A 20,080-nucleotide genomic window follows, 5' to 3' on the forward strand; every position below is an offset into this window, starting at 1 on the left:
TCGGTAGCACAACGGAAGTGAGGGCGTTCGCAACGCAACTCCGCTGGTGCGGTGTTGCCCGCGCCCGCGAGAGCGCCGCCGGCAAGAGGATCGCATGACACGTTTCTCCTTCTGGGACCTCGCCTTGAAGGCCCTCAACGCCCATCAGGACTGGGGTCACCAATGGCGCAAGCCCGATCCGAAGCCCGAATATGATGTGATCATCATCGGTGCCGGCGGCCATGGTCTCGCCACGGCTTATTATCTCGCTTGCGAACACGGCATCACCAATGTCGCCGTGCTGGAAAAGGGCTGGCTCGGTGGCGGCAATACGGGCCGAAACACCACCATCGTCCGATCCAACTATCTCTGGGAGGAGAGCGAGGCGCTCTACGACCACGCGATGGACTTGTGGCAGGATCTGTCGCAGGAGCTGAACTACAACGTCATGTATTCCGCCCGCGGCGTGATGATGCTCGCCCATACGGTGCACGACATCCAGGTCTTCAAGCGGCACGTCCATGCCAACCGGCTGGCCGGCGTGCAGAATGAGTGGCTGAGCGCGGAGGAGGCCAAGGAGTTCTGCCCGCCGCTCAATATCGGCCGCAACATCCGTTATCCCGTGCTTGGGGCCGCGCTCCAGCGCAAGGGTGGCGTTGCCCGCCACGATGCGGTGGCCTGGGGCTATGCGCGCGGAGCCGACCGTCGCGGCGTCGACATCATCCAGAACTGCGCGGTGACCGGCATCCGCCGCCACGCCGACGGATCGATTGCCGGCGTCGAGACCTCGCGCGGCTTCATCGGGGCGAAGAAGGTCGGCGTGGTCGCGGCCGGCCACACTTCGGTCGTGATGGACATGGCCGGCGTCCGAATGCCGCTGGAATCCAATCCGCTGCAGGCGCTGGTGTCCGAGCCGGTGAAGCCGTGCTTCCCCTGCGTGGTCATGTCCAACACGGTGCATGCCTATATCTCGCAGTCGGACAAGGGCGAACTGGTGATCGGTGCGGGCACCGACCAGTATGTTTCCTACAGCCAGACCGGCGGATTGCAGATCACTACGCACACGGTCGATGCGATCTGCGAGCTGTTCCCGATGTTCCGCCGCATGCGCATGCTGCGCAACTGGGGCGGTATTGTCGACGTCACACCGGACCGCTCTCCGATCATCGGCAAGACCCCGGTGCCGGGCCTTTACGTCAATTGCGGCTGGGGTACGGGCGGGTTCAAGGCAACGCCCGGTTCGGGCCATGTGTTTGCCCACACCATCGCGCGCGACGAGCCGCATCCTGTCAATGCACCGTTCACGCTGGACCGGTTCCGCACCGGCCGGCTCATCGACGAGGCGGCGGCTGCCGCCGTCGCGCATTGAGGCCCGACATGACGCATCAACCAGTGAACCTTGCCGGGAAGCTCGCTCTGTTCTCCGACCATTGGTCGCCGAAGATCGTCGGCTCGTTCAATGGTCACGATCTCATGGTGGTGAAGGTCAAGGGAGAGTTCACCTGGCATTCGCATCCCGATACGGATGACTTCTTTCAAGTCCTGTCCGGCAGGTTGACCATCCGCATGCGCGATGGCGATGTCACGCTCGGGCCCGGCGAACTGTTTGTCGTTCCCAAAGGCGTAGAACATTGCCCGGTCGCCGAGGTCGAAACCCACCTGTTGCTGATCGAGCCTTCCGGCACGCCGAACACCGGCGATCCGGAGACTGCGGCTCAGAAGACCAAAATCTAGGGCAAGCCGATGCTTCTGATCCACTGCCCCTGCTGCGGCGTCGAACGCCCGGAGATCGAGTTCCGCTACGGCGGCGAGGCGCATATCGCACGTCCGATGCAGCCGGCGGATCTCGACGATCATCAATGGGCCGAGTTTCTCTACATGCGCACTAACCCCAAGGGCGTGATGGCCGAGCGCTGGCGCCATGTTCACGGCTGTGGCCGCTTCTTCAACGCGCTGCGCGACACGGTCAGCGACCGCTTCATCGCTGTCTACAAGACCGGCGAGCCGCGCCCAGATAGTGCCACCGCCAGCGGGGAGGGCGCCCGATGACCCTTTCCTTCCGCACCTCGAAAGGCGGGCGCATCGACCGCGCGAAATCCGTTAAGTTCATCTTCGACGGCAAGACGCTGGTCGGACAGGCTGGCGATACGCTGGCCTCCGCACTGCTCGCCAACGGCATCCATCTCGTCGGCCGCTCGTTCAAGTACCACCGTCCGCGCGGCATCCTGACAGCAGGCTCCGAGGAGCCGAATGCGCTGGTCGGGGTGGCGAAATCCGCAGCGGCCGCCGCCGCCGGCCAGAGCGTGCCGAACCTGCGGGCCACCCAGGTCGAAATTCATGAGGGAATGGTCATCGTCAGCCAGAATCGCTGGCCTTCGCTCGGCTTCGACATCGGCGCGGTCAACGACCGCCTGTCGCCGCTCTTCGTCGCCGGCTTCTACTACAAGACCTTCATGTGGCCGAAGAGCTTCTGGAACCGGGTCTACGAGCCGTTCATCCGTGCCGCCGCCGGTCTCGGAAAGGCGCCGACAGCGCCGGATCCAGACCGCTATGCCAATCGCTACGCCCATTGCGACGTGCTCGTCGCCGGCAGCGGCCCGGCCGGGCTTGCGGCGGCGCTCACCGCCACGCGCTCCGGAGCACGGGTGATCCTTGCCTACGAGCAGGGGGAGCCAGGAGGCTCGCTGCTGCATGATGTGGGAGCGCAGATCGACGGCCGACCTGCCGCGGAGTGGGTGTCTGCCGTGATTGCCGAGCTTGCGGGCAACGACCGCGTCACCCTGTTGCCGCGCACCACCGTCTTCGGCTACTTCAACCAGAACTTCATCGGCCTCGCCGAGCGCGTCACCGACCACCTTGCCGATCCGGATCCCTCTCTGCCGCGCGAGCGCCTCTGGCAGGTGCGAGCACGCCAGGTGGTGCTCGCCACCGGCGCCATCGAGCGGCCGCTGGTCTTCCCCGAAAACGACCGTCCGGGTGTCATGATGGCCGAGGCGGGACGCATCTACGCCAACCGTTTCGGTGTCCTGCCAGGCCGGGCGATTGCGGTCGCCACGTCCTGCGACAGCGCCTGGCGTGCTGCCTTCGACATCAAGGCGCTCGGCGGCAATGTGGTCGCTATCCTCGACATGCGGACCGATGTGGATCCGGCGTTGAAGGAGAAGGCCCGCGCCCATTCCATCCGGGTGGAAACCGGCTGCACGGTCACCGGCGTGAAGGGCACCAAGCGGATCGAAGGCGTCCGGCTTGGCCGCATATCCGGCGACACGGTCTCGTCCGCCGGCAGCCTTGCTTGCGACTGTCTGCTGATGTCCGGCGGCTGGACGCCCAATGTCAGCCTGCACTCGCAAGCCCGCGGCAAGCTTGACTGGCACGCCGACAAGGGAGCTTTCCTGCCCGGCGATCCGGTCCAGGCTCAGCGCTCCGCAGGCAGCTGCCGAGGCATCGACGGTTTGGCGCAGGTGCTGGCCGACGGTGCCCGCGCCGGCGCGGAAGCAGCGCAGGCCGCGACCGGAAACGCGGTCGACGTACCGGCCTTCTCCGCAAGCGGCAGCGAGGTCTCGTCGGGCTGGTGGCTGGGGGCCGTGCCGCACGACCGCGATGCGTCTCGCGTGCGCGCTTTCGTCGACTTCCAGAACGATGTGACGGCAAAGGATGTGAAGCTCGCGGTACGCGAGGGCATGCATTCCATCGAGCACATCAAGCGATACACCACGACCGGCATGGCGACCGATCAGGGCCGCCTGTCCAACATGAATGCGCTCTCCATCGCGTCCACGGCACTCGCCAACGAGATCCCACAGGTCGGTCTCACCACCTTCCGCCAGCCTTATACGCCGGTGACTTTCGGCACGCTGGCGACGACCTCGCGCGGCGATCTGTTCGATCCGGTCCGCCGCACGGCGATCCACGACTGGGCTGCGGCGCAAGGCGCGGCCTTCGAGGATGTCAGCCTGTGGAAGCGCGCCTGGTACTTCCCCAAAAGCGGAGAGGACATGCACGCGGCGGTGCTGCGGGAATGCCGCACGGTGCGCGAAAGCGTCGGCATCTTCGACGCCTCCACCCTCGGCAAGATCGAGGTGGTCGGACCGGATGCGGCTGAATTCCTTGAGCGAATCTACACCAATCCTTGGAAGAAGCTCGGCATCGGACGCCTGCGCTACGGGCTGATGCTCAACGAGGCGGGCTTCATCATGGATGACGGCGTCGTCGGTCGCATCGCCGAGGACCGTTTCCACGTCACCACCACGACCGGCGGCGCGCCGCGCGTCCTCGCCCATATGGAGGACTATCTCCAGACCGAATGGGCGGACCTCAAGGTCTGGCTGACCTCCACCACCGAGCAGTGGGCGGTGATCGCGGTGCAGGGGCCGAAGGCGCGCGAGGCCATCGCGCCGCTCGTTGACGACATCGACCTTTCCACCGAAGCGATGCCACACATGTCGGTACGCCAGGGGCATGTCATGGGCGGTATTCCCTGCCGGTTGTTCCGGATGAGCTTCACCGGCGAGGCGGGCTACGAGATCAACGTGCCGCCATCACGCGCACGCCAAGTCTGGGATGCGGTCTTCGCCAATGTCGAGCGGCTCGGCGGATGCGCCTACGGCACCGAGACCATGCACGTCCTGCGCGCCGAGAAGGGCTACATCATCGTCGGCCAGGAGACCGACGGCACGGTGACGCCGGACGATGTCGGCATGTCCTGGGCCATCGGCAAGAACAAGCCGGACTTCGTCGGAAAGCGGTCGCTTGCTCGGCCGGACCTCATGGCTACGGGCCGCAAGCAGCTTGTCGGCCTGCTGACAAAAGACGGCAAGGCGCTTCTGGAGGAGGGGGCGCAGGTCACCGCAGAGGCAGATCCGGCGCCGCGCACGCCGGCGCTGGGTCATGTCACCTCGTCCTATATGTCCGCCGCAGCGGGCCGCCCGATCGCATTGGCGATGATCGCAAACGGCCGTGCCCGCCACGGCGAAACCCTCCATGTGCCAATGCCGAATGGTGCGATTGCCGTCGAGGTGGTCCCGCCGCTGTTCGTCGATCCGGAAGGAAGCCGGCTCAATGCCTGATGTCCTGTTTCACACGCCCGCCGAGACGCTGGCACTGTCGCCACTTGTCGGCGCCGGAACTTCGCTCCGCCGCGCTGCTCTGCTGGTCCGCTTCGTGTTTCGGGGCGATGCCGCCGCAGCCGCGAAGGTAGGAGCCGCGTTCGGCGTCGCCCTGCCGCAATCGCCGCTTGCCTCCGAAAGGACAGGCGAGCGCGCCGCGCTCTGGCAGGGGCCGGACGAGTGGCTTCTGCTCGCCCGCCCGGCTATGGATGGGCCTCAGGCGGTCGATGCGTTGGCTCGCAGTCTTGCCGGAGAGATCGCCGCGGCGCTCGGGGAAACCCCGCACTCTCTGGTCGACGTGTCGGAGCGCCATGTCGCTCTGCTGCTGGAAGGGCCGGGCGCTGCCGATCTTCTCAACGCGCATGTCTTTCTGGATCTCGACCCTGCCGCTTTTCCGGTCGGTATGGTGACTCGCACGCTTTTCACCAAGGCGGAAATCGTGCTGTGGCGTACGAGTGAGCAGAATTTCGCCATCGAATGCTGGTCGAGTTTTGCCCCCTATGTCGAGGGACACCTCGCCGAGGCCTGATCCGGCCAAGGCTCGCGCGCAAAAAGAGCGGGACAATGGGCGGTACCGGCGGTGCCGCCCGTTTTGTTTCGAAAGCGGCCTTGCGCCGCGGCGGCGGTCGTGGTGAATGAGCGGGCCGCTGCCCCGACCGCTGGGACGGGCCGGCTCTCGGAGAAACGGCAAGCTGTCGCCAGGGGTAGCCGCCGGTCAGGACACGCGATCCGCATTCTGCAGGTTGGCTCGGGAGCGCGCGGGTTTCCTTCTGGCTCAGCCCCTCCAAGCCTTTCCAGTATTGTCGTCATCGGCTCGGTTCGCCAGCGAACGATGATCTCCGCAAACTACCGCTGCCCAACACGTACGCGCTATGATACGCGGCAGCATACAAAGATGGTGACTATGACGCCGAATATTGATCCCAGTTCCACGCCCCCGATCTCCGGGATACATCCGGCCCTCGCGTCCGCCCTCGCGACGAAGGGGTACACCCAGTTGACGCCGGTCCAGCTGGAGATGACGAACGAGACGTACGGCGAATCCGACCTGCTCGTCTCGGCACAGACCGGATCGGGAAAGACGATCGCCTTCGGCATTGCAATCGCCTCGACCTTGCTTGGCAACGCGACGCGCTTCGACGCGGCTGGCGCGCCGCTTGGCCTGATCATCGCTCCGACGCGCGAACTCGCCATTCAAGTTCAACGGGAACTCGCCTGGCTCTATGCGGAAACGCAGATCCGGATCGCGACCTGCGTGGGTGGCATGGACATCCGCACCGAACGCCGAGCGCTCGAACGCGGCGCCCACCTCGTCGTCGGCACGCCCGGCCGCCTGCGAGACCACATCACGCGCGGCGCGCTGGATCTCGGCGGCATTCGCGCGGTGGTGCTCGATGAAGCAGACGAGATGCTGGACCTCGGCTTTCGCGAAGACCTGGAATTCATCCTCGGCGCGTCGCCCAGGGAACGCCGCACGCTGCTGTTCTCGGCGACCGTCAGGCGCGGCATCGCCGAATTGGCCAAGACGGTGCAGACCGATGCGGTGCGTGTCGCGACGCTCGCGACCACCGAACAGCATGCCGACATCGAATATCAAGTGATGCTGGTGCGGCGCGACGAGCGCGAGCACGCAATCATCAACACGCTGCTGGAGACCGACAGCAAGAGTTCCCTGGTGTTCTGCCACACGCGCGAAGCGGTTCGCCATCTCACGGCGCGCCTCGTCAATCGCGGCTTCTCGGTGGTGTCCCTGTCGGGCGAGATGGCGCAGTCGGAGCGCTCGAACGCGCTGCAGGCCATGCGCGACGGACGCGCGCGCGTCTGCGTGGCGACCGACGTTGCGGCGCGCGGCATCGACCTCCCGAATCTCGACCTCGTGGTCCACGCCGACCTGCCCAGCAAGCCGGAAACCCTGCTGCATCGCTCCGGTCGCACCGGTCGCGCCGGCCGAAAGGGTATCTGCGTCCTGATCGTTCCGGAAAACCGGCGCGGTGCAGCACATCGCGTTCTGACGATGGCGCAGTTGAGCGCGACCATGCGCGCGGCTCCCGGCATCGCGGAGATCGAGGCGCGTTACCGCCGCCAGATTCTCGACGCCGCTGTCACGGCAAGTCTGCCCGATGATCTGGAGGCAGACTTCGTGGCGGAGCTTCTGGAGCGCGCCGGACCGGAGCGCATCGCTGCCGCGTTCCTCCGCCAGAATCTGGCCGCACATCCGGTTCCGGAGGACCTCCTGCCGCTTCCTGCCGAGGCGCTGCAGAGCCGGGGCCCCAGCAGCCGCACCCGCCGGCCCGGCGAGGATCATGTGCGGACCCGCGAGCCGCGCGGCCCGAGCATGGAGGATGGCGTCTGGTTCACGATCTCGCTTGGGCGCAAGCACCGTGCCGACCCGAAGTTCTTGCTGCCGATGATCTGCAATGCCGGCGGCGTGACCAAACGCGATGTCGGAACGATCCGGATCGACGACCGCGAAACCCGTTTCGAAATCTCTGCCGACAAGGCCGGTGCCTACGCCTGGCAGATCCTGCAGCCCGGCAGCGTTGAGAAGGGCATCCGGATCTCGCCGGTCGAGGAGGTGCGTATCGCCCCGAGGTATGCCAAGCCCAAATTCAAGCAGGACGGCAAGCCGCCCCGCAAGCACAAGGCCCCGGCGGCCGATCACGGCAAGCCGCCAAAGCACAAGAACCGCAAGCCGAAGCGCCCCGATTGACCGGGGCGCTTCGGTCCGTCGCGCCTACGCGAAGCCGCGCTTCTTCAGCAGCGGTCCGGCATCGGGCAGGGCCCCCCGGAAGGCCACATAGGCGTCTTTCGGATCCTGCCGCCCGCCGGCGGAATAGATCGCTTCGCGCAGGCGCCTAGCCAGCTCCGCATTGAAGACGTCGCCGGTTTCCTCGAACGCGGTAAAGGCATCCGCGTCCATCACTTCCGACCACATGTAGCTGTAGTAGCCGGCCGAATAGCCGTCGCCCGAGAACACATGGGCGAAATGCGTCGGCCGGTGGCGCATGGTGATCTCCGCCGGCATCCCGATACGGCTCAGGGTCTCGTGCTCCAGAGCTGCGATGTCCGCCTCGCCGTCCGTCCGGCGGGTATGGACGTCGAGGTCGAAAAGCGCGGAGGAGAGATACTCCACCGTTGCGAAGCCCTGGTTGAAATTGCGCGCGGCCAGCACGCGCTCCATCAACTCAGCCGGCATCGGCTCGCCCGTCTCCACATGCACGGCAAAGCGGGCCAGAACCTCGGGCTCGGACAGCCAGTGCTCGTAAAGCTGGGAGGGCAGCTCGACGAAGTCGCGCGCCACCGATGTGCCGGAGATTATCGGATAGGTGACGTCCGAGAGCAGTCCGTGCAGCGCGTGGCCGAACTCGTGGAACAGCGTGCGCGCGTCGTCGAAGGTCAGCAGCGTCGGCTGGCCCTTCGGCGCCTTAGCAAAATTCATCACGTTGACGATGATCGGACGAATGTTGCCGGCGAGCTTCTCCTGCCGGCGATAGGCGCTCATCCAGGCGCCGCTGCGCTTGGTTGAGCGGTTGAAGTAGTCGCCGAGAAACAGGCCGACATGCCCGCCGTCGGCATCCAGCACCTCGAACGCGCGCACGTCCGGATGGTAGAGCTTGAGGCCCTCGACCTCGCGAAAAGTCAGGCCGAACAGCCGGCCAGCCGTATGGAAGGCGGCCTCGATCATCTTTTCCAGCTGGAAATACGGCTTGAGCTCGGCTTCATCGAGCGCATGGTCGCGTTGGCGCAGCTTTTCCGCATAGAACCGCCAGTCCCAGGGCGAGATTGCGATGTTGTCGCCACCCTCGGCCGCAAGCTTTTGCAGTGCTTCCGCCTCGGTTCGCGCCTGCGCCACGGCCGGGGTCCACACGGTCTCCAGCAACTCGCGCACCGCCTCCGGCGTGCCGGCCATCGTGTCGTCGAGCTTGTAGGCGGCGAAACTGTCGAAACCGAGCAGACGCGCACGCTCGTCGCGCAGCTTCAGGATTTCGGCGATGATCGTACGATTGTCGGTGTCGCCCCCGGTCTCGCCGCGCGAGATCCAGGCCTTGAACGCGGTCTCGCGCAGGTCGCGCCGCGTCGAGAATTGCAAAAACGGCTCGATCAACGAGCGCGAGAGCGTGATGACATGCTTGCCCGGATGCCCGCGCTCGCTGGCGGCCTCGGCTGCCGCCTGCCGCAGGAAGCCGGGCAGGCCTGCCAGATCCTCCTCGCTTTCCAGCAGCAGCTGATATCCGGCCTCGTCCGCCAGCACATTCTGGGAGAACTGCGTGCCGAGCACCGCAAGTCGCTGGGTGATCTCGGCCATCCGGCTTCGCCCCGCTTCATCCAGCGCCGCACCGGCGCGGGTGAACATGCGGTGGTACCGCTCCAGGACGCGGGCCTGTTCCTCGTCAAGGCCGAGGCCGTCGCGCGCCTCCCACAGCGCCGCGATGCGGGCATGGAGAGCCTGGTTGAGCAGCGTCTCGCTGGAGTGACGGGCCAGCTTCGGGGCGATGTCGCGCTCGATCCGCTGCAGCTCTTCGGACGTGTGGCTGCCTGCCAGGTTGAAGAATACGGACGCGACGCGGGTCAGCTCGCGACCAGACAGCTCCATCGCCTCGATCGTATTGGCGAAGCTCGGGGCCTGAGGATCGTCCGCGATCGCGTCCACCGCATGCCGCGCCAGCTGCAGCGCCGTCTCGAAGGCCGCCTCGTAGTGCCACGGCTCGATCTCGCCGAAGGGCGGCAGCCCGAACGGAGCGGTCCATTCGGCAAGCAACGGATTGAGGTCGGCGGCGGGTGCGTCGGTCATGAACTGGATCCTTGAAAGCATGGTCCGAGGAGAGGGCAGTGCCGGTGGAATAAGGCAGCTTCGCCCTGCAATATGGGACCGCTCCTGCCACCTGTCAGCCCCTTGCCGCGGGATGTCGGGGCTACAATCCAGCCCACATCAACGCCAGCGAGACCGTAACCACACCGGCGGTGGTCGATAGCAGGATGGCGGCCGAAAGCTGCTGGAGAAAGATGCCGTAACGCTCTGCGACGACGAAGACATTGCCGGCTATGGGGAGCGAGGCGACAACGACCAGCACGGCGGTATTTGCAGCATCGAGACCGAGCAGCGTTGCCGCGATGAAAACTGCAAGCGGATGCACGAACAGCTTCATCACGATCATAAGCGAAATCGCGCGCGCTTCGCCTTCGACCCGCCGGGCGGCCAACTGCACACCGAGCGAGAACAGCGCTGTCGCGCCGGCGGCATCTCCGAGGAAGTTCAGCAGATTGTCGCCTGCCTGAGGCAGCTCGCCGCCCGCCAGCGACAGCAGCGTACCGCCGACGATCGCCAGCACGAACGGGTTGAAGATGACGCCCTTCGCCACGGTGGCGACCAGCCTCAGGCTCGCTCCCTTTCCCGACGCCCATTCCAGAAGCCCGATGCAGAGCGGGATGAAGATCGTCAGATCCAGCACCAGAACGACGGCCATGGGCGCCGCTGCCCGGTCGCCGAAGGCTGCGAGCATCAAAGGCAGGCCGAGAAAGCCGATATTGCCGATGGTCGCCGCCTGGCCGCTGACCGCCATTTCGGCAAGTCCGCCGCCGCACAGGACGCGCATCGCCAACATGGCCAGGGCAAAAGTGACACCGCCCGCCAGCACCCAGACCGGCACCATCGGCCCGGTCAGGGCGGCGATGATGTCCTGTCCGGCGAGCGCCCGGATCACCAGCGCCGGCATCGCGAAGTTGAAGACGAAGACGTTCAGGCTGCGCACCGCCCCGTCCGGCATCCAGCCGCGTTTCGCTGCAAAGAAACCGAAGGCAATGACGGCGAAAAAGGGTCCCGTGATCGAGAGCGTCAGGAGCATGACGGCGCAATCCTTGGTTGAAATGACAGTGGTGGCTCCGGCGCGCCTTGGCTCGAATGCGAGGGATTGGACTCAGGATTCGTTAAGAGGGGACGCGGATACTGTGCAGATCATGTCGGCCCTGTCCATCTCCCTTTCCGGCCTTCAGGCCGCCGGTGAGCGTTTCGAAGCTTCCGCGCGCCGCATCGTCGCGGCCGGGGCGCAGGCCGGCAACGCCTTGGTCGAGGCGAGCGGCAACGGGTCAGGGCAGGCGGGCGGACAGGAAACTCCGCCGGCGACCGGTGCGCCGGGGATCGGCTTTTCTCCCGACATGGCGGGGGCGATGGTCGACATGATGCAGGCGGAAAACGCCTTCAAGGCGAATGCCCGGGTCGCAGGGCGCATCAGCGATATGCAGCAGGCCTATCTCGACATGATGGCCGAGCGGCCCGAGCGCTGAACCGGCTTACGGGACGAGCCAGCGGCCCGTCCATTCAGGTTTCGCCGCATTCTTCTCGATCAGCTCGAAGACAGCCCGCCGGTGGCCGGCATGGGCCAGGTGCAGCCATTCGATGCGGTGGATGCGGGCGAGCAGGATGCAGAACCGGCTGCGTCCCCCGTCGGCCGCGCCATGATCGAACGCCACCGCTTCCGGATGCTCGACCTCTCTGCCCGGCGCTTCCGTGACCCGGTAGCAGATCCGGCTGAACGACCGCGAAGCGGCCCAGGCTGCCTCAACCTCTTCGCCGTCCGTCTCGATGGACAGGTTCGCGGCGAGACGCAGCTGGATGCCGGATGACTTGTCGTAGACATGGATGGTGCCGGCAGGCACTCGCGCGATTTGCGCGATCTTGGCGCTGCGGCGGTCGGTGTGAAAACGCAACAGCTGCCGCTCTGGTTCGGCAGCGCGCAGCACCATCGTGCGCAGCTCGGGCAGGCCGCGCTCGTCCAGCGTGGCGACGGTCGGCACATGGAAGGCCGAGTGCCGCGAGGTCGCCCCCTCTTGCAGAAGCCGCCAGCATTCGGCCAGCGTGAGATCGAGATCATCGCGAAAGGCGGGAAGCGGTTCCCCGGTCATTTCGTCCTGCCTCAGACCTTGTAGAAGTCGCGATACCACTCGACGAAGGCGCGCACGCCGTCTTCCACCGACGTCCGGGGACGAAAGCCCGTCGCCTGTGTCAGGTCGTCGACATCGGCCCAGGTGGCGAGCACGTCGCCCGGCTGCAGCGGCATCAGGTTGCGGATCGCCTTCACCCCGCAGGCCGCCTCGATGGCATCCACGTAGCGCAGCAGCTTCACCGGCTCTGAATTGCCGATATTGTGGATGCGATAGGGGGCGGAGCTTGTCGCCGGATCGGAGGCCGCCGCATCCCAATCCTCGTTGACCGCCGGCGGCCGGTCGGCGATGCGCACGATGCCCTCGACGATGTCGTCGACATAGGTGAAGTCGCGCAGCATCTCGCCATTGTTGTAGATGTCGATCGGTTCGCCCGACAGGATCGCCCGGGTGAACTTGTAGAGCGCCATGTCCGGCCGCGCCCAGGGGCCGTAGACGGTGAAGAAGCGCAGGCCGGTCAGCGGAATTCGGAAGAGGTGGGCGTAGCTGTGCGCCATCGCCTCGTTCGCCTTCTTCGTCGCAGCATAGAGCGAGATCGGATGGTTGCCGCCGCGATGGGGCGACAGCGGCATCGTCTCGTCGAGACCGTAGATGGACGAGGTGGAGGCGAAGACCACATGGTCGACTGGATGGGCGCGCGCCGCCTCCAGTACGGTCAGGAAGCCGGTGACATTGGCATCCACATAGGCCTGCGGCGCCTCCAGCGAGTAGCGCACGCCCGGCTGAGCGGCGAGATGAACGATGCGCTGCGGCGCATGCTCGGCCATCAGCGCCATCACCGCGTCGCGGTCCTCCAGCGAGATGCGCGCCTCGATGAAGTTCGGATGCTGGCGCAGGATCTCCACCCGCGCTTCCTTCAGCGCGGGGTCATAATAGGGGCTGACGCAGTCGAGGCCGATCACTTGCCATCCGTCGGCGAGCAGGCGGCTCGCCAGATGAAAGCCGATGAAGCCCGCCGACCCGGTGACGAGAACCTTGCGCATGTGCGTCCCGCTCAGCTGTCGAGCAGCGAGCGGAGCAGCGGCCGCAGCTCTCGGGCCAGCTCCTCGTCCTCCAGCGCGAAGGCGATGTTGGCGGCAAGGAAGCCGGACTTGGAGCCGCAATCGTAGGTCTCGCCCTCGAAGCGCAGGCCGGTGAACGGCTGCATGCCCATCAGCGACAGCATCGCGTCGGTGAGCTGGATCTCGCCGCCGGCGCCCGTCTCCTGGCTGCCGAGCAGCTGGAAGATCTCCGGCTGCAGGATGTAGCGGCCGTTGATGAATAGGTTCGTCGGAGCCGTGCCCGGCGCCGGCTTCTCCACCATTCCGGTGATCGTGAAGGTGCGGCCGCTCGCGTCGCCGTCGACTTCGACGATGCCGTAGTTCTGCGTCTGGTCCTCCGGCACGGCCTCGACCGAGATCACGTTGCCCCCGCTCTGGTTGTAGACCTCGACCATCTGCGACAGGCAGCCCGGCTCGGACTTCATCAGCATGTCGGGCAGCAGGATCGCGAAAGGCTCGTTGCCGATGATGTCGCGGGCGCACCAGATGGCATGGCCAAGGCCCAGCGGCTCCTGCTGGCGGGTGAAGCTGGTGGTGCCCGGCATCGGCCGGATCGCCTCGAGCAGCTTCAGCGCCGACTGCTTGGAGCGGGACCGCAGCGTGTCCTCCAGCTCGTAGGCGATGTCGAAATGATCCTCGATCACGTGCTTGTTGCGCCCGGTGACGAAGACGATGTGCTCGATGCCGGCATTGCGCGCCTCGTCGACCACATACTGGATGATCGGCCGGTCGACGATGGTCAGCATCTCCTTGGGGAGGGCCTTCGTCGCGGGCAGGAAGCGGGTGCCGAGGCCTGCCACCGGAAGGACTGCCTTGCGGATCTTCTTGTTCTGCATGAAGCGCGTTTTCCGTGTCTGGTGGAATCGGGAGGCCGCACGGGCCGCAAGGTAACCTGAAAGGATGACGGAACCAAGTTGGCGAAAAGAATGGCGGCACAAAGGCTTCGCGTCATACCCGCCGAACGATGACACGAGGATTGCGGCAAGGATCGGGCAGCCGCGATGGCATCTCCTGCACGCGAGGTGCTTGCACCGGCTCGCCATGCGGACTACTGACGGGCGGAACGCGCCAGCGGGCGGGGCGGGCCGGAAGATCGGCCAGGTCCAGCAGGAGATACGAGCTGCCATGAACCAGACGTGCAATGGAACCGTGACGGTCGGGAATGTCGCCTTCTCGCAGGACGCGCCGCTGTCGCTGATCGCCGGCCCCTGCCAGATGGAAAGCCGGGCGCATGTGCTGGAATGCGCCGCCGCAGTGAAGGAAATCGCCGACAGCCTCGGCATTTCCGTCGTCTTCAAGGCCTCCTTCGACAAGGCCAACCGCACCTCCATCGCCGCCTCGCGCGGCGTCGGCCTCAACGAGGCGCTGCCGGTCTTCGCCGAGATCCGCGAGACCTTTGGGCTGCCGGTGCTGACCGACATCCACTCCGCCGACCAGTGCGCCCCGGTGGCCGAAGTCGTCGACGTGCTGCAGATCCCGGCCTTCCTCTGCCGCCAGACCGACCTGCTGGTCGCCGCCGCGAAGACCGGCGCGGTCATCAACGTCAAGAAGGGCCAGTTCCTCGCCCCCTGGGACATGAAGAACGTGCTCGCCAAGATCGTCGAGACCGGCAATCCCAACGTGCTCCTGACCGAGCGCGGCGCCTCCTTCGGCTACAACACTCTGGTGACCGACATGCGCGCGCTGCCGATCATGGCGCAGACCGGCGCGCCGGTCGTGTTCGACGCGACCCACTCGGTGCAGCAGCCGGGCGGGCAGGGCACCTCCTCGGGCGGCGACCGCACCATGGTGGCGGTGCTGGCGCGCGCGGCCGTCGCCGTCGGCGTTGCCGGCGTCTTCATCGAGACGCACCCGGACCCGGACAACACCATCTCCTCCGACGGGCCGAACATGATCGCGCTCAAGGACCTGAAGGATCTTCTGTCCGACCTGATGGCCTTCGACCGCATCGCCAAGTCGCGCCCGCGCGGCATCTGACACCGCCTTTTCCTTGTCGCCCGGCTCGGCTAGGAACAGCCGGACGGGGACAAATCTGACCACCTTTTTTTGGGAAAGTCCCACCCGCAGGGAGACGAGAATGACCGCAATTGTCGACATCACCGCCCGCGAGATCCTCGACAGCCGGGGCAACCCGACCGTCGAGGTCGACGTGTATCTGGAAGACGGCGCCTTCGGGCGGGCCGCGGTGCCGTCCGGCGCCTCGACGGGCGCGCATGAGGCGGTGGAGTTGCGCGACGGCGGCGCCCGCTACCTCGGCAAGGGCGTGCAGAAGGCGGTCGACGCGGTCAACACCGAGATCTTCGACGCTATCGGCGGCCTGGATGCGGAAGACCAGATCAAGATCGACGAGGCGATGATCGCCCTCGACGGCACGCCGAACAAGGCGCGCCTCGGCGCCAACGCCATCCTCGGCGTCTCGCTGGCCGTCGCCCGCGCGGCTGCCCAGTCGGCCGGCCTGCCGCTCTACCGCTATGTGGGCGGCGCCGGCGCGCGCCTGCTGCCCGTGCCGATGATGAACATCATCAACGGCGGCGCCCATGCGGACAACCCGATCGACGTGCAGGAATTCATGATCATGCCGGTCGGCGCCGAGACGCTGACTGAGGCCGTACGCATGGGCGCAGAAGTCTTCCACACCCTGAAGAAGGGCCTGAAGGACGCCGGCCACAACACCAATGTCGGCGACGAGGGCGGCTTCGCCCCGAACCTTGCCTCGACCGAGGACGCACTCGGCTTCATCATGAAGTCCATCGAGAAGGCCGGCTACCGCCCGGGCGAGGACATCTGCCTCGCGCTCGACGCCGCCTCCACGGAGTTCTTCAAGGACGGCAAGTATCACCTCGACGGCGAGGGCAAGGTGCTCGGCCCGGACGAGATGGCCGCCTATCTCGCCGATTTCGTCGGCCGCTACCCGATCATCTCCATCGAGGACGGCATGGCCGAGGACGACTGGGCCGGCTGGAAAGCGCTGACCGATCTGGTCGGCTCGAAGTGCCAGCTGGTCGGCGACGATCTCTTCGTCACCAATTCGGTGCGCCTGCGCGAGGGCATCAGGAAGGCTGTCGCCAACTCGATCCTGGTCAAGGTCAACCAGATCGGCACCCTGACGGAGACGCTGGACGCGGTCGATACCGCGCACAAGGCGGCCTACACAGCCGTCATGTCGCACCGCTCGGGCGAGACCGAGGACAGCACCATCGCCGACCTCGCGGTCGCCACCAATTGCGGGCAGATCAAGACCGGCTCGCTGGCCCGCTCCGACCGGCTGGCCAAGTACAACCAGCTCATCCGCATTGAGGAAGAGCTGGGCGAGCAGGCCCGCTACGCCGGCCGCAGCATCCTGAAGGGGTGAGGCCCCTCACTCCTCAACGTCTGAAACACCGCAACCCGGTGCGCTCCCCGCGCACCGGGTTTTTGTTTGGCGGAGGGAGGCTCAAGTGTTCGGCGTGGAACAACGTTCAACGTGTGAAAATGCTGGTTTCACCCCGCCTTCGTCTCATAGGCGTGCTTGATCGCAGCGGCGAGGGTTTCCGGCTTTTCCGCGCCCATGACGATGAAGCGTTCGTCGATGATGAAGGCGGGCACGCCGGTGACGCCGATGCGGTGGGCCTGCTCGACGGCGGCGGTGATCTTGTTGCGGTCGGAATCCGTCGGCAGCAGCTCGGCGACGAGATCCGACATCATGCCGACATCGGCGGCGGCCGAGACCAGCGTCTGCGGGTCGCTGAGGTCCGCGCCTTCCAGGAAATACAGGCGGAACAGGCGCTCGGCCATCTCGCTCTGCAGCCCGTCGGCGCGCGACCACAGCAGCAGGCGGTGGCAGTCCAGCGTGTTGGGCGAGGTGCGGATGCGCTCGAAGGCGAAGGGGATGCCCTCCTGCAGACCGGCGGCGGCGATCTGCTCGTGCAGCGCGTCGATACGCGCCTGGCTGCCGAACTTCTCCATCAGGTACTGCTGGCGGTCCTTGCCCTGCGGCGGAATGGTCGCATCGAGCTGATAGGGCTGCCAGCGCAGGGCAACCGGAACGTCCGGCAGGCTCGCTAGCGCCTTTTCCAGCCGCCGCTTGCCGATATAGCACCAGGGGCAGACCACGTCGGAAATGACGTCGATGGGCATTGCGGCCTGCTCGGGCGAGGCTGCCTGCTGCCCGTTTGCGGTCTCCGTCTCGGCTGGCATGGGCAGTCCTTTCAAGGGTTGCGCAAGTCGCGCGAAATGGGCGCGTCAGGCGAAGGCGGTGCTGGCGACGATGGCGCCGATCCGCCGGCGGATGCGGTCCTGCGCCTCCGCATCCCGCAGCACGGCGATATCGCCCAGCCCCTCGACCCTAGCAACAAAATCCTCGTCGCGCGATGCAGCAAGCGTAGCCGAAAGGACGGGGTTGACGAGGGAACCTGCGAAGGGGTCGTCATTTGCGGCCCTGGACGCGAACGGCGGCGGCGCGATCTGCGCAAGTTGCAGGGTCAGCGGCTCCGCCCCGCGCAAGGCCAGCGCCTCGCCAAGGGCCGCCAGATAGCGCTCGTACGCCTCGCGCGGCAGCTCCGGCCAACCCTTGCCCGAACGATGACGCGGGCGATAGCCGGCCAGCACCCGGTCGGCAAGAACCCGGCGCGCGCCGGCCCGCAGCAGGCACAGGAGGTGCCGGGCGAGGACCTTCGGCGCGGCCGCGCGGGGCATGCAGTCGCTGGCGCCACTCGTCAGCAGGGCAGCCGCCTCCTCCTCGTCGGCGCAAAGCGCCAGCACGGGCAAGGTAATATGCCGCGGATCGCCGCGCAGGCGGGCGAGCAGCTCGGCCGCGCGGGAGGCGGGCAGATCCACCACCATCAGCCGGGCAGGGGCCTCCTCCAGCGCAGGCAGCGCGGCCTCCGCCGTAAGGCAGCCGCGCAGGTCGAGCGCGGCAAGGTGGGCACCGAGCGCCACGCCGATGCGGGCGCTGTCGCCGGCGACCAGCACCGGAATGCCTTGAGAGAGATCAGGGGTCTGTACCGCTGCCAGAGGGCCGAAGGCGGCCCGACGCAGCCGTGCTTCTTCCATGCGCCGCGCCTGGCGTACCGTCTCGGCCAGCCGCTCCAGCGCCAGTTCCGGCGGGCAGGCGGGGGAAAGGAACGCATCCGGCAGGGACGCCTCGTCGCTTTCGGGTGCGGAGACGGGATCGGTACACAGCACGACGCGCGGCATATGCACGCCTTTCGCTCGCGCCGCCAGGAACCCGCATGCGGTTTTACCGGGCAGGCTCACCGCCACATCGGGCAGGCGTGCCGGCGGGGTATCGGCCCAAGCGATCTCGACATGGTCGCCCCAGGCACGGCCAAGGCGCGCGAGCAGGCTGTCCGGGCGAGTCCCCGGACCGTCCAGCAGCACCGACAGGCGGCGGGTGGCCTCCCCGCTCATGCGACCTGCGAGTGGCCGAAGCCGGCACGGGTGGCCAGCGCCTCGCGGTCGACCTTGCCGGCGGCATTGCGCGGCAGCGCGGCGACGGGCAGTACCCGGTGCGGCATCTCGGCAAGGCCGGCATGCTCGGCCTCCAGATAGGCGTAGAAGCCCTCCACATCGAAGAGCAGGCCCTTCTGCGGCACCATCGCGGCATAGAGCCGGGCGCCGAGAATGCCGTCTTCCACGAGGAAGGCGGCCGCCTCTCGGATGCCGGGGAAGGCGGCATAGAGCGCGTCCAGCGTCGGCAGCGAACCGACGCCCGGCGCCATCTGCCCCGGAATACCGAAGCCGATGATGCCATGCTCGGTCTGGCGCAGCGGCAGCAAGGTGTCGACGAAACCGGCCTTGTCTGTCGGCATGCGCACCTTGCAGGCGGGCCAGGCCGAATCCGGCACCATGGCGCCGCGCACCTTCAGCGTCGCCGGGCTGACTTCGGTGTCGATGGCGATTTCCAGCAGCGCCGGCGCCTGCGGGGCGGAGGAGGGCGAGCCGACGCGCCCGCTCGGCAGCGGGCGGGGCAGGGCGCTGCCCTCGCGCATGCGGGCGACCATGGCGAATTCGTCGGCGATATGCAGGTCGACCATCTCGCGGTTGCTGGCATGGGGGGCGGGTGCGGGCGAATGCGCCTGCCAGACCGGCACGATGCGGCAGTCGGGCCGCTCGATCCGCCGGTCCAGCGCCGGCACCAAGGCGCCGGGGCACAGCACGATATCGGCCTCGACCGCGTCCGCATGGGCGGCGAGCCGGCGCAGCGAGCCGGGATGGTGCAAGTGCAGCGTGCCGCCCGACAGCAGCCAGGGCACCAGGCCGGCGCCGATGCCGGTCATGCCGGTGAGCGCGTAAGGGAGCAGGAAGCTCGGTGCCTGCGGCAGGGAGAGCTCGAGATATGGCATCAGGCCGCAGGCGACCCACTGGTTGTGGCTGCGGGCGATGGGCAGCGGCTCGCCGCTGGTGGAGCGGGTCCAGGTCAGCGTCGCGACATGGTCGGCGGCGTTCTGGTCGCGGCGGATCGGCGCGGGCTCCATGTCCTCGGGCAGCTCGTTCAGGATCTGCTCCACCTCCATCAGGCCGTCGGCGACATCGCGCCCCAGGCCGAAGACGAAGCGCAGGGCGAAGAGATCGGCAGCGGTATCGCGCGCCTCCAGCCCGATGGAGCGCCCACCGAAGCTTTCGCCGGCGACCAGCGCCTTGGCACCGGCACGCGTCAAGGCCTCCAGCACGTTCTTCTGGCGCCAGTGCAGAGGCAGCGGCGCGACGACCAGCCCGGCGCGCAGGGCCGCCAGCAGGGCGACGACCGCATCCACCGTGCCGGCGCTCTGCAGGCCGATGACGTTGTCGTGCTTCAGCCCGACGGCGGCGAAAAAGGCGGCCAGCCGGCTGATCTCCGCATCGGCCTCGGCATAGGTGAGGCGGCGCGGCGCCTCGCGAAAGCCGCCGGCGGCCTCGTCCGGATCGCACAGGGCCAGCCGGTCGGGATGGGCGGCGGCCGTCTTGCGGAACAGCGCATCCAGCGTGACGCGGCCCCAGATGCCGCTCTGCCGGTGTGCCTCGATTGTCTTCAGCGGGGTCAGGATCATCTCGTCATTC

At 67.0% G+C, this 20,080-nt stretch carries 17 protein-coding genes; 9 read left to right on the top strand and 8 right to left on the bottom strand.

The features are described 5' to 3' along the window. Nucleotides 1-94 precede the first annotated feature (94 nt). The 6 genes from MNI96_RS01005 to MNI96_RS01030 all read left to right on the top strand — a co-directional run bounded on the left by MNI96_RS01005 (nucleotide 95) and on the right by MNI96_RS01030 (nucleotide 7,794). The gene (locus tag MNI96_RS01005; protein WP_249689527.1) at nucleotides 95-1,348 is read left to right on the top strand and encodes a sarcosine oxidase subunit beta family protein; all 1,254 of its coding nucleotides are present in this window, start codon (nucleotides 95-97) and stop codon (nucleotides 1,346-1,348) included. 8 nt (nucleotides 1,349-1,356) lie between these two features. Continuing rightward, on the top strand, nucleotides 1,357-1,713 hold the full coding sequence (locus tag MNI96_RS01010) for a cupin domain-containing protein (RefSeq protein ID WP_249689529.1): 357 nt from the start codon (nucleotides 1,357-1,359) through the stop codon (nucleotides 1,711-1,713). A gap of 9 nt (nucleotides 1,714-1,722) precedes the next feature. Then, on the top strand, nucleotides 1,723-2,028 hold the full coding sequence (locus tag MNI96_RS01015; RefSeq protein ID WP_249689531.1) for a sarcosine oxidase subunit delta: 306 nt from the start codon (nucleotides 1,723-1,725) through the stop codon (nucleotides 2,026-2,028). Continuing rightward, nucleotides 2,025-5,045, top strand: coding sequence for a sarcosine oxidase subunit alpha (locus tag MNI96_RS01020; protein WP_249689533.1), 3,021 nt, complete (start codon nucleotides 2,025-2,027; stop codon nucleotides 5,043-5,045). Before MNI96_RS01015 ends, MNI96_RS01020 begins: the two co-directional genes overlap by 4 nt. Continuing rightward, entirely contained in the window at nucleotides 5,038-5,613 is a 576-nt protein-coding gene (locus MNI96_RS01025; RefSeq protein ID WP_249689535.1) for a sarcosine oxidase subunit gamma, read from the top strand. The genes MNI96_RS01020 and MNI96_RS01025 overlap by 8 nt, the downstream gene beginning before the upstream one ends. A gap of 375 nt (nucleotides 5,614-5,988) precedes the next feature. Continuing rightward, a complete protein-coding gene (locus tag MNI96_RS01030; RefSeq protein ID WP_249689537.1) occupies nucleotides 5,989-7,794 on the top strand; it encodes a DEAD/DEAH box helicase in 1,806 nt (601 codons plus the stop codon). A gap of 24 nt (nucleotides 7,795-7,818) precedes the next feature. On the opposite strand, the gene MNI96_RS01035 is transcribed toward MNI96_RS01030, so the two are convergent. Continuing rightward, nucleotides 7,819-9,876, bottom strand: coding sequence for a M3 family metallopeptidase (locus MNI96_RS01035; protein WP_249689539.1), 2,058 nt, complete (start codon nucleotides 9,874-9,876; stop codon nucleotides 7,819-7,821). Nucleotides 9,877-9,997: 121 nt separating this feature from the next. After that, nucleotides 9,998-10,927, bottom strand: coding sequence for an AEC family transporter (locus tag MNI96_RS01040; RefSeq protein ID WP_249689541.1), 930 nt, complete (start codon nucleotides 10,925-10,927; stop codon nucleotides 9,998-10,000). Between MNI96_RS01040 and MNI96_RS01045 the strand changes: the two genes are divergently transcribed. Further along, a complete protein-coding gene (locus tag MNI96_RS01045; protein ID WP_249689544.1) occupies nucleotides 10,926-11,366 on the top strand; it encodes a hypothetical protein in 441 nt (146 codons plus the stop codon). The genes MNI96_RS01040 and MNI96_RS01045 overlap by 2 nt on opposite strands. A 6-nt stretch (nucleotides 11,367-11,372) precedes the next feature. On the opposite strand, the gene MNI96_RS01050 is transcribed toward MNI96_RS01045, so the two are convergent. From MNI96_RS01050 to galU, 3 genes are read right to left on the bottom strand one after another with little or no spacing between them, the layout of a single operon-like run. Next, nucleotides 11,373-11,984 carry a pyridoxamine 5'-phosphate oxidase family protein gene (locus MNI96_RS01050; RefSeq protein ID WP_249689546.1) on the bottom strand — a complete coding sequence of 204 codons (612 nt, stop codon included), beginning with the start codon at nucleotides 11,982-11,984 and terminating at the stop codon, nucleotides 11,373-11,375. A gap of 11 nt (nucleotides 11,985-11,995) precedes the next feature. Further along, nucleotides 11,996-13,006, bottom strand: coding sequence for an NAD-dependent epimerase (locus MNI96_RS01055; RefSeq protein WP_249689548.1), 1,011 nt, complete (start codon nucleotides 13,004-13,006; stop codon nucleotides 11,996-11,998). 11 nt (nucleotides 13,007-13,017) lie between these two features. Next, the gene (gene galU / locus MNI96_RS01060; RefSeq protein WP_249689550.1) at nucleotides 13,018-13,899 is read right to left on the bottom strand and encodes a UTP--glucose-1-phosphate uridylyltransferase GalU; all 882 of its coding nucleotides are present in this window, start codon (nucleotides 13,897-13,899) and stop codon (nucleotides 13,018-13,020) included. 289 nt (nucleotides 13,900-14,188) lie between these two features. Here galU and kdsA point away from each other — a divergent pair, with 289 nt between their 5' ends. Both kdsA and eno read left to right on the top strand, forming a co-directional pair. Further along, nucleotides 14,189-15,040, top strand: a complete 852-nt coding sequence (kdsA, locus tag MNI96_RS01065; RefSeq protein ID WP_249689552.1) for a 3-deoxy-8-phosphooctulonate synthase — start codon at nucleotides 14,189-14,191, stop codon at nucleotides 15,038-15,040. A 100-nt stretch (nucleotides 15,041-15,140) separates the two neighbouring features. Continuing rightward, nucleotides 15,141-16,415 (top strand): phosphopyruvate hydratase, encoded by a 1,275-nt coding sequence (eno, locus tag MNI96_RS01070; protein ID WP_249689554.1) that lies wholly within the window; start codon nucleotides 15,141-15,143, stop codon nucleotides 16,413-16,415. Nucleotides 16,416-16,543: 128 nt separating this feature from the next. Here eno and MNI96_RS01075 read toward each other — a convergent pair whose 3' ends face one another. From MNI96_RS01075 to MNI96_RS01085, 3 genes are read right to left on the bottom strand one after another with little or no spacing between them, the layout of a single operon-like run. Beyond that, nucleotides 16,544-17,239: a DsbA family oxidoreductase gene (locus tag MNI96_RS01075; protein ID WP_249689556.1), complete on the bottom strand. Its 696-nt coding sequence runs from the start codon at nucleotides 17,237-17,239 to the stop codon at nucleotides 16,544-16,546. Nucleotides 17,240-17,284: 45 nt separating this feature from the next. Next, entirely contained in the window at nucleotides 17,285-18,451 is a 1,167-nt protein-coding gene (locus tag MNI96_RS01080; protein WP_249689558.1) for a response regulator transcription factor, read from the bottom strand. After that, nucleotides 18,448-20,070, bottom strand: coding sequence for an AMP-binding protein (locus tag MNI96_RS01085; protein ID WP_249689561.1), 1,623 nt, complete (start codon nucleotides 20,068-20,070; stop codon nucleotides 18,448-18,450). Before MNI96_RS01085 ends, MNI96_RS01080 begins: the two co-directional genes overlap by 4 nt. Between the last annotated feature and the right edge of the window lie 10 nt (nucleotides 20,071-20,080).

Origin of the sequence: Stappia sp. WLB 29 (genome assembly GCF_023507705.1) — a bacterium.
Lineage (GTDB): Bacteria > Pseudomonadota > Alphaproteobacteria > Rhizobiales > Stappiaceae > Stappia.

Excerpts from the sequence above, each read along its gene's own strand:
- MNI96_RS01015 (WP_249689531.1), top strand. The coding sequence starts at position 1,723 with ATGCTTCTGATCCACTGCCCCTGCTGCGGCGTCGAACGCCCGGAGATC.
- MNI96_RS01020 (WP_249689533.1), top strand. The coding sequence starts at position 2,025 with ATGACCCTTTCCTTCCGCACCTCGAAAGGCGGGCGCATCGACCGCGCG.
- MNI96_RS01010 (WP_249689529.1), top strand. The coding sequence starts at position 1,357 with ATGACGCATCAACCAGTGAACCTTGCCGGGAAGCTCGCTCTGTTCTCC.
- MNI96_RS01045 (WP_249689544.1), top strand. The coding sequence starts at position 10,926 with ATGACGGCGCAATCCTTGGTTGAAATGACAGTGGTGGCTCCGGCGCGC.
- eno (WP_249689554.1), top strand. The coding sequence starts at position 15,141 with ATGACCGCAATTGTCGACATCACCGCCCGCGAGATCCTCGACAGCCGG.
- MNI96_RS01080 (WP_249689558.1), bottom strand. The coding sequence starts at position 18,451 with ATGAGCGGGGAGGCCACCCGCCGCCTGTCGGTGCTGCTGGACGGTCCG.
- MNI96_RS01030 (WP_249689537.1), top strand. The coding sequence starts at position 5,989 with ATGACGCCGAATATTGATCCCAGTTCCACGCCCCCGATCTCCGGGATA.
- MNI96_RS01055 (WP_249689548.1), bottom strand. The coding sequence starts at position 13,006 with ATGCGCAAGGTTCTCGTCACCGGGTCGGCGGGCTTCATCGGCTTTCAT.
- MNI96_RS01005 (WP_249689527.1), top strand. The coding sequence starts at position 95 with ATGACACGTTTCTCCTTCTGGGACCTCGCCTTGAAGGCCCTCAACGCC.
- kdsA (WP_249689552.1), top strand. The coding sequence starts at position 14,189 with ATGAACCAGACGTGCAATGGAACCGTGACGGTCGGGAATGTCGCCTTC.
- MNI96_RS01025 (WP_249689535.1), top strand. The coding sequence starts at position 5,038 with ATGCCTGATGTCCTGTTTCACACGCCCGCCGAGACGCTGGCACTGTCG.
- MNI96_RS01075 (WP_249689556.1), bottom strand. The coding sequence starts at position 17,239 with ATGCCAGCCGAGACGGAGACCGCAAACGGGCAGCAGGCAGCCTCGCCC.
- MNI96_RS01035 (WP_249689539.1), bottom strand. The coding sequence starts at position 9,876 with ATGACCGACGCACCCGCCGCCGACCTCAATCCGTTGCTTGCCGAATGG.
- MNI96_RS01085 (WP_249689561.1), bottom strand. The coding sequence starts at position 20,070 with ATGATCCTGACCCCGCTGAAGACAATCGAGGCACACCGGCAGAGCGGC.
- MNI96_RS01050 (WP_249689546.1), bottom strand. The coding sequence starts at position 11,984 with ATGACCGGGGAACCGCTTCCCGCCTTTCGCGATGATCTCGATCTCACG.
- MNI96_RS01040 (WP_249689541.1), bottom strand. The coding sequence starts at position 10,927 with ATGCTCCTGACGCTCTCGATCACGGGACCCTTTTTCGCCGTCATTGCC.
- galU (WP_249689550.1), bottom strand. The coding sequence starts at position 13,899 with ATGCAGAACAAGAAGATCCGCAAGGCAGTCCTTCCGGTGGCAGGCCTC.